The sequence below is a fragment of the Oligoflexus sp. genome, from assembly GCF_035638955.1.
GTDB lineage: Bacteria > Bdellovibrionota_B > Oligoflexia > Oligoflexales > Oligoflexaceae > Oligoflexus.
In genome coordinates this window covers 26,784-37,919 of the sequence record NZ_DASQYZ010000216.1, presented here as the reverse complement: position 1 = coordinate 37,919, position 11,136 = coordinate 26,784, and the positions used below count along the sequence as shown (strand labels likewise).

The window sequence follows — 11,136 nt, the reverse complement described above, 5'->3', positions numbered from 1 at the left end:
CTATAATGGCGAACCGACATGCCGACCCCCCCAATTTCCAGGCACATTTGGGATGACTTTACATGTCAATAAGAGCAGATTCACCAGCGAATAATACCGTCAATTGTATCAGGAGGCTGTCCGGCTGCTGGACCCATCCTTGATCTGCCAACGTCCTTTGAGCAGCAACTGGATGACCAAAACCACTGGAAAAAAAAGCAAGAATTCCAATGAATTGAAAAGCATGAGCCTCTCGTTAGACGGGGAGTCGCAACTCCACAAACTGTAGCCTGTTGACGATAGTAAATACTGTTAAACTTTTGTCGCACATGAGGAAATTAGTGTCCAGATGCATTTCCTTGAACCGGGGAACCGATCCAGCTTTCTCTGACTTACCAAAATGGCCTCAATCTGTTAACGATCCGAGGGATCTGCCGAAGGCAGCTCTTGTAGAGTGGCGCTGTTCCAGTCCAGCTGTTCCATCTCTACCGAAGAACTTTTGCAGACTTTATAGCTCCAGCCGGGAAAATCAGGAGCCCCGACCTGCACAGTGAAGAAATGGACCCTGTACTCGACAAGGTACTTATGTGCTGTGCGCGCGTCCTTCTCGGATGAAATAGAAATGCCAAGTATTTTTCCAGAATTTCGCGAGAGACAAACGCAAGACGCAGGTCCGTTACTTCACGCGCCCGATTCCTGAAAGGGTCGTCCCCGTTGAGGCGCATGACATGAGGTGAGAGCAGGTGAGATTGCTTCAGGGGTTGGGAATGGTACTATCGCCCCTGGGGATATCGGTTCAGAAGCGGCTAAAGGTCCATTTGGAAAAAATGCTAAGGAAATCGAAAAACGGCTCCCCTCTGATGTCATTGATCCGCCGGACCGCATGTAGCCAACATCCAAAAAGTCGTTACGAATCGTAGAAGCTCTCAATGGTATCCGCAATGGTTTCGATTTCTTTCTGCGTTAATGCGAAAAACAGCGGCAATCGCATGAGACACTGTGAAAAACGAAGTGAATTGGGACACATCATCCTTTCAATCAGCTCGGGATGTTTCTCGGCAAAAGGACTGCTTTCCAGCGGGAGGTAATGCGTTACTGCGGATATTCCCCTCGCCCCCATGTAATTTTTGAGCTCATCTCTCGTTTGAGAATCGGGCATCATGATGAAAAACATGTGACCATTTTGTTCAGCCAGTGGCGGTATTTGGGGCAGTGCCAGGAGACCGCGTTCCTCAAGTCTCTTGAGGAGGCCATAGTAGTTGTTCCAGATCTCCTTTCGTCGGTTCTGAATGGTTTCGATTCGTTCCAGCTGCGCTCTTAAAAATGCGGCCGTCACCTCAGAGGGAAGGAATGACGACCCTATGTCGATCCATGAGTATTTGGCGAGTTCTCCGCGAGAAAATGCCGAGCGATTGGTGCCTTTTTCCCAAATTATCTCTGCCCGTGCCTCGTACTTGGGATTGTTGATCCCAAGAAGGCCTCCTTCACCCGCGATTACATTTTTGGTTTCGTGAAAAGAGAATGCTGACAAATCCCCGATAGAGCCGGCATATCTGCCATCAAATTGCGAGTCGACGGCTTGGGCTGCATCTTCGATGACAACGAGTTGGTTGGCCTCAGCTAGCGCTTGGATCGCATGCATGTCACAGACTACGCCTGCGTAGTGAACGACTACGATCGCCCTTGTCCTTTTCGTTATCTTGCGAGCGACATCAACTGGATCGATATTTGGAAAGTCGACACAGCTATCCGCAAAAACGATTCGAGCACCGCGCAGTACAAAAGCGTTTGCAGTGGAGACGAAAGTGAAAGATGGAACTATAACTTCATCTCCTGGCTGTATATCAATCAGTATGGCAGCCATTTCCAAAGCGTCTGTGCATGATGTCGTCAAAAGTGCCTTGTGTATTCCAAAGCGTTCTTCAAAAAATTTCTGGCACCACTGAGAGTATTCGCCGTTTCCAGAAATCTTCAGTTTGTTAACAACAGCATCTTCTATGTAAGCGAATTCTTTTCCGCAGAGAAAAGGTTTGTTGAATGGTATAGTTTCCACGAGATTACCAAAGAAAAGGTTTGATCAACGATTGTTAAAAACGACGGACTGAAATGCTTGATAAAATTGTACCTGAGGATCGCAGTGAATAGCACTGACAACTTTGCCGTTGACTTTTTATGGTCAAACTGGATAACCTGGTACTAATATCAGAGATTTACCCCACCAATTTTTTTGTATTGAATCGGGTCAAAACCTCCCTATGACACCTTAACAGAATCACTCGTTCGTATGGATAGCGCCGAAAGGACACCGTCTATCAGGAGACACTATGCAAGATTTTAATACTCTCGTGATTGATCTTGATGACACTCTTGTTAAGACGGACACCCTATTCGAGCAGATTTTGAGACTGATGCGGCATAAGCCCTGGTACCTGCCAGGAGCTCTTGTTGCTCTAGCTGGTGGACGTTGCTTTTTTAAATCTTTCTTGAGTCGTCATGTGCGTCTCGATCCGGGAAGTCTTGTTTACAGACAGGAAATCCTGGACTTGATCGTACGCCTAAGAATGGGAAAGAAGCTGCAGAATATCATTCTAGCTTCTGCAGCGCATGAGACAATCGTAGCGGATGTTGCCAGGCATACCGGCGTCTTTGATGACTATATGGGATCAAATCGTAATATCAATCTCAAGGGTGTTCACAAGCTCAAAGCTATTCAGAATCATCTAGGTGGCGCCTCTTTCGCTTATGTCGGCGACAGCACCAGTGACATTCCTATTTGGAATGCAAGTGCAAAAGCCTTTGTGGTCAATCCAAAGACCAAGGTTTTGAAAGTTTTGCGACGGGAAAACTGGGAATATGAAGCCATAATTGATGAAAAAAGACCTAAGATCCTCTCTCTTATTGTGAAACAGATCCGAGTCCATCAATGGGTGAAGAACGTATTGGTTTTTGTGCCTCTGATTGCTGCCCATCGGTTCACGGATGCCGATTTGCTCATCAAAGCCATCACTGCTTTCGCTGTCTTCTGTCTGGTGGCGTCAAGTGTCTATGTTCTGAATGATCTCCTCGACGTAGAATCAGATCGCAAGCACGCAAGTAAAGTTAGGCGCCCTTTCGCTTCTGGGGAGTTGCCTCTTAAGTATGGGTTAGTCTTGTTTCCCGTCCTAGGCTTATCGGCGATTGTGCTCTGCAGTATACTCCCTTGGAAATTTTTCCTAGTCATTGCTTGCTATTGGTTTTTGAATCTTTTGTATTCCATGAAACTCAAAGAAAAAATCATAATCGATGTTGTTTTACTCGGCGCCTTTTATAGTCTTAGAATTTTGGCGGGCGGTCTGGCGACTGACATCATGCCATCACCCTGGCTGCTGTCATTCAGTACGTTCTTCTTTTTTGGCTTGGCACTGGTGAAACGTTACACGGAGCTTCTAAAAAAGAAGGATGGCACCGAAACAGGATTGCTTCATGGTCGGGGCTATTCCAGTACAGACCTATTGCCTGTTATGATGCTCGGCACCGGGTCGAGCCTGCTGTCTGTTATCGTAATCGCGCTCTATCTTAATTCCTCCGAGATAGGGAGACTTTACGAACATCCTTTGAGGCTTTGGCTGCTTATTCCTCTCATGTTGTACTGGAACAGTCGATTATGGGTGATAGCCAATCGAGGCCAGGTCGATGATGATCCCGTGATCTTCGCGCTCAAGGATCGGACGACCTGGGTAGCCTTGGGAATTTTTGCAGTGATCACTGGTCTGGGCGTATAAAAGCCGATTAAAGTTCCGTTTGTTTTGTTGGAGTCGCGGCGCTATTCGGTCCAATCGGTGTCATTTGAAAAATATTCACGTGTTTATTGTGGGTCAATGGAGTGCCGGTCTTGAAATCGGAATAAGCGGTCACTACATAGTCTGCCCTTTCCTGCTTATCCACCATATAGGAACCCATTAGAAAGTAGCTGACGGCGTACGCTGGAATCTGATGGTTATAGTTATCTATATTAACCCACAGCTTCGCGCCTGGGGGCAGCTCCTTTCTGATGTCTTGAAACTGACTCGTGATCCCTTCGCCGTAAGCTCGTAAGTCGGTCTTTAATCGATTCATTCGCCAGACAGAAACAATGAACAGCCCGCAAACCACAACCGCAATCGATTGGCGCCAACGCTGGTCGACAAGAGAGCTGGCCATGGCATAAAAAGCGAGTGACGCGCCGATATAATAGATGGCTTGAAACTCATGAAAGGCGACGAAGAACTTCATCGGAATAGCCCACATGAATCCGGACAGAAAGAGAACGAGACCAGCAGCGTGCCAATCCTTTTGGCGTTTGGCGGCGATGAACCAAACAAGCGCAAGGCTGGCTATGAGGATGCAGACATAGAGGACAGCCCTAGGACCCGGTTGAATGCGCGGCAGTGTAGCTCCGAAGGGAAGGAGTACATTAGCCAGGCGGATGCCCTGTCCTTTGGCGAATGGCCAGGTATTCAGGAAACCTTCCCCAAAGCTTTGGTACATTTCATCTCTATTCGCCATTCCAAGGCGGACCATCATGCTCTTAAAGGAGTCGGCCCCCATAAATGCGACGCCTTGCACGTGACTTTCCATGGCCAGCTGTGTGCCTAGAATAAATACGCCCCAGACTATACCTACGATAGCAAACCTAACGGGGGGACGCTTCAGGAGGGAAACGATGCGGCGAGAAGCAAGTTCTCGCCAACCGAGGGATCTTGCCCAGAACAGACTGTCTACGACAATCCAAACGCCAAACACTGCAAAGGGCTGCCAGCCCATCGAGATAGGTATGATGGCCAGGCAGGCTTTGCCCCACCCTAACGTGTGATCGCGGCGATAAAAGGCGAACAGCAAGACCGCGAACATCATACCAAAGAGCGATGGGGTGTCGTTGAAAATCATGTCGGAGTAGTAAAGGAGCGGATAGGATGAAAAGGCAAGAATGGTAGCCATTGCGCTGGCAAACGGGTCGCTCATAAGTCTTGTCAGGGCGGTAAAAGCTGTCAGCATGGCAAGAAGGTAAAACACATTCATCACCTGACGGCCCACAAAGATCTGGTCGGCCATCACGGTGCTGGATGTGCTTTCAATAGCTTTCGATATGAACCAGAAGGAAAAAAACGGAAAGCGTGTATAGGGCAGATAGCGCACCTTGCCATCCGAGTCCGCATATTTTTCCATGAATGGGACTGTAACAGGCGTTTCATGACTTAGAATGCTTACAGCCAGAGCCATTCCGTGGCCTGATAAAAATCCGTGCTGGTCATTGTCAAACCCGTTCTTGCGAGTTTGTAATGCCAATAGACTGAGGCCACAGATGAAAACCAGAGCTAAAGCCAACAAGAATTTGGGTTGGCGCCTCATGAGACCATTGGTTGAATTGTTTTCCATTATCAAACCTCACGGTATTGCGAGCAGTCCTTAGCGGACTCTGCCCATTATGAAATCGGATATCATCTCGGCATCGGCGATGCGCAGGTCCGGGTGCAGCGGCAAGCTGAGGATTTGATCGTAGACCTTCTCCGCTGTCTTCAATGGATAATCGCTATGATACAACGACAGAAGGTGGTTCGGCTTATAATGAATTCCTGACTCAATACCTTTTTCGAGCATTTCCCCTCTCAATCTGTCTCTTGACCCTGTAAGGATCTTGACGACAAAGATGTGTGAGACAATGTTTTCGAAATCAAGGTTGAGAATTTCCAAAGCTGAGCATGCCTGAAGCTTGCTTCTGTAACATGCGACGAGCTCTTGCCGCTTGGCACCAAACCTGTCAATTTTTGCCAGCTGCGCGCTTCCGATGGCTGCCATGATGTTACTCATATGGTAACGATAACCTTGCCGGGTCGTATCGAAGTCCCAACTCCTCTGACCCGAGAAACGCTTTTCGGTATCATTTTCTACGCCAAGGAGACGAGCATCCCTAATACGTTGAGCGACCAGCTTATCCGATGTTACGACGGCCCCACCCTCTCCTGAGGTAATGTTTTTAATACCATCGAAGCTGAAGCAGAGGATGTCCCCTTCGCAGCCAATTTTCTGACCATTTCTTGTTGAGCCGAACGAATGAGCGGCATCCTCGATGACTCGAAGGTTGTGTTTTTCCGCAAAAGAATACACAGCATCCATGCGACTTGAATCGCTCGCATAATGCACTGGTAAAATAGCTTTGGTACGCTTCGTTATGCGCTTTTCTGCATCGGTGAGATCGATAAAAAGACTGTCCTGCAGGACATCAACGGCGACAGGTTTGGCTCCGGTAGCGGAAATTGCCTGGAAAGACGCTAAATACGTGATAGTTGGTATAAGCACCTCATCCCCTGGCCCCAGGTCGATGGCGAGGGCGGCCAGGTGGATTGCAGCTGTACCAGTATTGACGCAAATAACGTCCTTCTTGGTGCCGATATAGGCCTGCAATTCCGTCTCGAACTTCTGAACCTCCTTTCCCATTCCCAGAAACTCGGCGTCCAGTACCCGTGTGACGGCATCTTTTTCCTCAGACCCTAGGCAAGACTTCGATAGCCGAACTTTATTCATGGATTTGGCCATTCATAGTCAAATGTGTGGAGTTCACAGTTTTCCGATTCCAATGGATTATGTTCAATGTTTGCAATATTAAGAAGCAGATTCTGCGCCTTGCCAACGCCTTGGAATGCAACCCATAGCTTGGGTGGTAGCGTGAGTCTTTGATAGTTTTGGGTCGATAGCTCCCACTCTCCAAAGAGCCCTTTGCTAGGGCTGTCGGGTCGATCATCGTATACGACGACTCGAATGGCCCCACCGGCGGAGATGAAATTCATCGTCATTTCCTTATGCTTCTTCCAGCCTTTGATGGCACCGAAATTTACGAAACTAAAATAGGCCTCGCCAAAGCCGCTAAATCCGGGATCACTCGCCTTGAGGCCGTGCTGAACATTTCCCAGCGGATGGCTTATAATCTTGAGGGGGGTGCATTGGACCCCGCTAATTATTTCTGTGCCCAAATATGACCCCTGTCCCTTGCCTTGCTTGTATAGAAAGCAATTTGCTCCTGCGTTTTGTCCAGCATATTTATTTGATTTTGATAGAAGCCGACGTACCATTCGCTCACCAAACGAATCGTGTCGCGATATTCCAGGGTCGGAGTCCATTTCAGGCTAAACCTGGCCTTATCACAATTGAGCTTGAGTAGCCCTGCTTCGTGAAACGGGATTCGATCTGTGACACGATAACTGTCGTGCGGATCCTTGAAGCCCCATTGCAGGCTTAAGTCCTCCAGCAGCTGCTTGACGGTATAGGTTTGATCTGAAGGCGGGCCAAAGTTGAAAGACTCACCGCTAAGTTCCGGCTTTGCGCTGAGGACCTGACCGAGAGTAAGATACCCTCCCACAGGTTCCAACACATGCTGCCAAGGGCGTGTGGCGTCTGGTGATCGAATGACGACATGAGTCGATCGACTCCATGCGCGCATGGCGTCTGCAACGATTCTATCCTGAGCCCAGTCTCCGCCGCCAATGACGTTGCCCGCGCGAGCAGAAGCTACCTTGACAGGATGCTCTGTCTTATTGAAGAAAGAGCAGTGAAAAGCATGGAAGATGACCTCAGCGGCTCCTTTGGAGCCGCTGTAAATGTCCTTGCCTCCGACTGTGTCGTTCTCGCGGTAACCCCACGGCCATTCAACGTTCTCATAGCACTTGTCACTGGTCACGATGATTCCAATGCAGCGCTTGTTCAAGATACGAAGCGCTTCCAGGATATTGGCTGTTCCCATGACGTTAGTAGAAATCGTATCAGTCGGATCGGAATAGGATTTTGAAACGATAGCTTGGGCTGCCAAATGAAAGACAAAATCAGGTTGCGTGTCAGCACAGACTTTTGTCACGGCTTCTTTGTTGCGCACATCTATGAAATGACTGTTCATGTGATTTTCAAGACCGAGTGCCTTGAACATCGAAGGCTCCGTTGGAATTTCATTCGAAATCCCTGTTAACTCTGCCCCCAATTCCAAGAGCCAGGAACAAAGCCAAGACCCTTTGAAGCCGGTATGTCCTGTCACTAAGACTCGTTTGCCTCGGTATATATTGGAAAACAATATTCAATCACTCCACTTATAGAGAATGTTTGGATAGGGCGGTGTCATCGTCTCTCGTTCTTTTTTCCGCAGAAACACTTTCGAGGAAGATGCCATATTCTCGGATATAGTCTTCGCTTGAATAGTGATGCGACGCAAATACCATCAGAATAGCATCTTGCGAGTATTTGTATTGTATTCCCCACACCATGGGTTTCATGTAAAGGCCGAAGTTTCCAGGGGTGAGTTTGAATTCTTCTTTGTTTACCCCATCATCGACCAGCACAGAGCAACTGCCCTTGACGCACATAAGGTATTGGTGGCACTCCCTATGGGCATGTTCTCCGCGCACTTCAAGGCTTGGGACGTTAAATACCATGAAATATCGCAGGGGCTTAAAAGGTATTTCCTTTTCAAACTCCTGGACGCAGAGATCGCCCCGCATATCAGAGACGGTCTTGATCGGATGGAGGCTGACTCCCTTCACGATCGATGTGAAGTCTTGGGAGCCCGGTTGAAATTTGACTTTCGAGTTCGCGCTTTCGTGCCGGAATGAGTCCACATATCCAGTTATTTTTGCCGGATTGCCCACTACAATCGCATTTCGTGGCACTGATCTCGTGACGACGGAACCGGCACCGATCATGGCATTTTCGCCAATCTCGATTCCAGGCAGAATGGTGGCATTGGCGCCAATCGAAGCGCCCTTGCGAACGATGGTCGTGAGAAATTTTTCTGGATACTTCTTGCTTCGTGGGGCGAGATCGTTCGTAAACGTTACGTTTGGTCCGATAAAGACGTCGCTTTCAATGCGAATCCCGTCCCAGATTTGAACGCCGCATTTAATTGTTACACGATCTTCGATCAGAACATCGTTCTCAATGAATGTATGATCGCAGATGTTGCAATCCTTCCCGACCGTCGCTTGCGGAAGGACATGAGCAAACGCCCAAATTTTAGTGCCGGCACCAACATTGGTTGACTCACAAACTCCCAAGGGGTGCACGTAATAGCTCACACCAGCTCCCTTCAGAAAAAACAGTTTGGTGATTTTTAGGAGTGCATTTCTGAGATAAATCGAAGCCTATCCACCGTGAGTATGATATGTCAATGGCAAAAGTACAATGCTTTTGACGCTATTCCCTTCGTCAAGCCGAAGCCATGTGCAGGCTGCCAAAGTATGAGAGTGTGACTAGGTTAAGTTGTCGCATTTCAATTGCTGAAAAATTGGGAAGTGTAGCTGTAACGCACGCCGCGCGCCGTGTAGAAGCGAAATACGAGAGTTTGATCTTCGTATGAGTGCAGAAATATCCACTTTTCATTCTTGCAAATATATGTTAGCCATAATAAATTCACCGTTTTAAGCAGTTAATAAACGAGATGGCACATCAGTGTATCTATCGCATTTTATAGGAGCATCGACCCCTACTTTTGGCAACAAAGGTGGGCTCTCGATATCGAAGAGTCGCAGCATGTGCGATGGATGTTCAACGAATGAAATGCGCATTGATATGCTGAACCATATCGGAACTCATGTTGATGCTCCCTATCATTTTGATGAGCAAGGCAAGAAGCTAACCGATTATTCAGCGGATTTCTGGGTATGTCGAAATATCTTGTTGATTGACCTTCAAGGTATCGCGCACAACCAGCTGATCGACCTGGCGCTATGGCAAACTTTGGCGCCTCCGATCGACGAAGGAACTGACCTACTCCTGATTCGCACCGGGTTTGAGAAATATCGTGCGAATCAATCGGACGAGAGCCCTTACATTTTCAAAGGTCCAGGCCTTCATCCCGACCTGTGTGAGTATTTCAGGAAGACGACCACTATTCGAATGCTCGGCTTTGACTTTATTTCTTTGACAGCCTTTGCTCACCGGGAACCGGGGCGAATAGCGCACAGGATGCTCCTCGGACCTTTGGATCGTGACGCCATCCCTTTCACGCGTGAACCCATTTTGATAATCGAGGACATGAGCCTGCGTCATCTTGAAGGGAGCCCTAAAATGGTAGTCATCGCTCCTCTCATGATAGAAAATGCAGACGGTGGTCCCGTTACAGCATTTGTTTACTCACATTGATTTGATTGGTGATGAGGATTTGCGCATGACGGGCAGAGATGCTCATTTTTTGTACAGCCAATTTGCGAGAACTCATACAGAGGAGACCGGCGCATGTTTGACTTTTACCTTGGCTCTAGTGAAGAAATTCGGCGTGATGAGCATAAGTTCCTGATCTCAGTCAAGCGCATGATGCCCAGATGGGTCAATTCCATTGCCGATTCGGAGCTACTGGCCTTGGCCGCGATCCTCGATGAGCAAGGGAAGTTTGCCAAGGAACATAATCAGCGATTTGTTACCGTGGAAACGGGTGCTGGAGCGAGTTCCTTAGCTTTTGCCTATTATGCGATGAAATATGATGGCATAGCGTATTCCTGGGACTTGAACGGCGAAAAAGGCTCTCTGATTCGCACTATTTGCACCGAAACTCTCGGCAACTACTTTCGCAAGCTCGTTGATAATCACTGGAAGCTTCTGGCTTTCTTCAGCACCTCAGAGCATCTCGGGATTCCCGTGCTGAAGGATCTTAACCCTGCCGTTCATATGTTTTTCCACGATAGCGAGCATACGTGGCAGACCATTGAAAAGGAAATCCAACTCGTTACACCATTCCTGGTTGATGGCGCTGTTGTGGCCTTGGACGATGCGAATTTGGAATGCCTCCACACCAACGTCGGCTACATCAATACCATGAGGAAAAAGCATGGTCTTGAAGCGATCCGTCCCATTGAAGGCAACCAGACGGAACCTTTCTATGTCAAGGCTGAGGCGCTCTTGCGAACCCAGTGGGAGACGGTTGATCACATACCCGATCTCTACAAGCAGAACTATAAAGACGACGCCTATTTTACTTACTACAATAGTGAGTTCAAAATAAATTCTGGTTTTGGCACCGTCAACGCCGATAATATGGAGCACAGATTTGACAGCTGGCGAGTCTTTAAAAAGAAAACCAGGAGCTAATCTAGAGCTCTTATAAGATCGCGCAGCTCCGCATGATTCCTCAGGATGACTCTCTTTTTTCCGCTCAATTGGCAGGGA

Annotated in this window: 9 protein-coding genes; 3 read left to right on the top strand and 6 right to left on the bottom strand. The window is 48.1% G+C overall.

The window, feature by feature from the left end; genetic code table 11:
- Positions 1 to 886: 886 nt before the first annotated feature.
- Positions 887 to 2,032, bottom strand: a complete 1,146-nt coding sequence (rffA, locus tag VE954_RS19980; protein WP_324956014.1) for a dTDP-4-amino-4,6-dideoxygalactose transaminase — start codon at positions 2,030 to 2,032, stop codon at positions 887 to 889.
- Between the two features lie 271 nt (positions 2,033 to 2,303).
- On the opposite strand from rffA, the gene VE954_RS19975 reads away from it, so the two are divergent.
- Positions 2,304 to 3,740 (top strand): UbiA family prenyltransferase, encoded by a 1,437-nt coding sequence (locus tag VE954_RS19975; RefSeq protein WP_324956012.1) that lies wholly within the window; start codon positions 2,304 to 2,306, stop codon positions 3,738 to 3,740.
- 7 nt (positions 3,741 to 3,747) lie between these two features.
- Here VE954_RS19975 and VE954_RS19970 read toward each other — a convergent pair whose 3' ends face one another.
- The 5 genes from VE954_RS19970 to VE954_RS19950 form a co-directional block, all read right to left on the bottom strand.
- A complete protein-coding gene (locus VE954_RS19970) occupies positions 3,748 to 5,322 on the bottom strand; it encodes a hypothetical protein (protein ID WP_324956010.1) in 1,575 nt (524 codons plus the stop codon).
- An 81-nt stretch (positions 5,323 to 5,403) separates the two neighbouring features.
- A complete protein-coding gene (locus tag VE954_RS19965) occupies positions 5,404 to 6,519 on the bottom strand; it encodes a DegT/DnrJ/EryC1/StrS family aminotransferase (protein ID WP_324956008.1) in 1,116 nt (371 codons plus the stop codon).
- Positions 6,516 to 6,782: a hypothetical protein gene (locus tag VE954_RS19960; RefSeq protein ID WP_324956006.1), complete on the bottom strand. Its 267-nt coding sequence runs from the start codon at positions 6,780 to 6,782 to the stop codon at positions 6,516 to 6,518. Before VE954_RS19960 ends, VE954_RS19965 begins: the two co-directional genes overlap by 4 nt.
- 167 nt (positions 6,783 to 6,949) lie before the next feature.
- Positions 6,950 to 8,053, bottom strand: a complete 1,104-nt coding sequence (rfbG, locus tag VE954_RS19955) for a CDP-glucose 4,6-dehydratase (protein ID WP_324956004.1) — start codon at positions 8,051 to 8,053, stop codon at positions 6,950 to 6,952.
- 16 nt (positions 8,054 to 8,069) lie between these two features.
- The gene (locus tag VE954_RS19950) at positions 8,070 to 9,050 is read right to left on the bottom strand and encodes a WxcM-like domain-containing protein (protein WP_324956002.1); all 981 of its coding nucleotides are present in this window, start codon (positions 9,048 to 9,050) and stop codon (positions 8,070 to 8,072) included.
- A 373-nt stretch (positions 9,051 to 9,423) separates the two neighbouring features.
- Between VE954_RS19950 and VE954_RS19945 the strand changes: the two genes are divergently transcribed.
- Entirely contained in the window at positions 9,424 to 10,116 is a 693-nt protein-coding gene (locus tag VE954_RS19945) for a cyclase family protein (RefSeq protein WP_324956000.1), read from the top strand.
- A 93-nt stretch (positions 10,117 to 10,209) separates the two neighbouring features.
- On the top strand, positions 10,210 to 11,058 hold the full coding sequence (locus tag VE954_RS19940) for a class I SAM-dependent methyltransferase (RefSeq protein ID WP_324955998.1): 849 nt from the start codon (positions 10,210 to 10,212) through the stop codon (positions 11,056 to 11,058).
- Positions 11,059 to 11,136 lie beyond the last annotated feature (78 nt).

What these genes read in the sequence shown, in the direction of transcription:
- VE954_RS19965 (WP_324956008.1), bottom strand. Translation starts at nt 6,519, where the DNA reads ATGAATAAAGTTCGGCTATCGAAGTCTTGCCTAGGGTCTGAGGAAAAA.
- VE954_RS19960 (WP_324956006.1), bottom strand. Translation starts at nt 6,782, where the DNA reads ATGAATTTCATCTCCGCCGGTGGGGCCATTCGAGTCGTCGTATACGAT.
- VE954_RS19975 (WP_324956012.1), top strand. Translation starts at nt 2,304, where the DNA reads ATGCAAGATTTTAATACTCTCGTGATTGATCTTGATGACACTCTTGTT.
- VE954_RS19940 (WP_324955998.1), top strand. Translation starts at nt 10,210, where the DNA reads ATGTTTGACTTTTACCTTGGCTCTAGTGAAGAAATTCGGCGTGATGAG.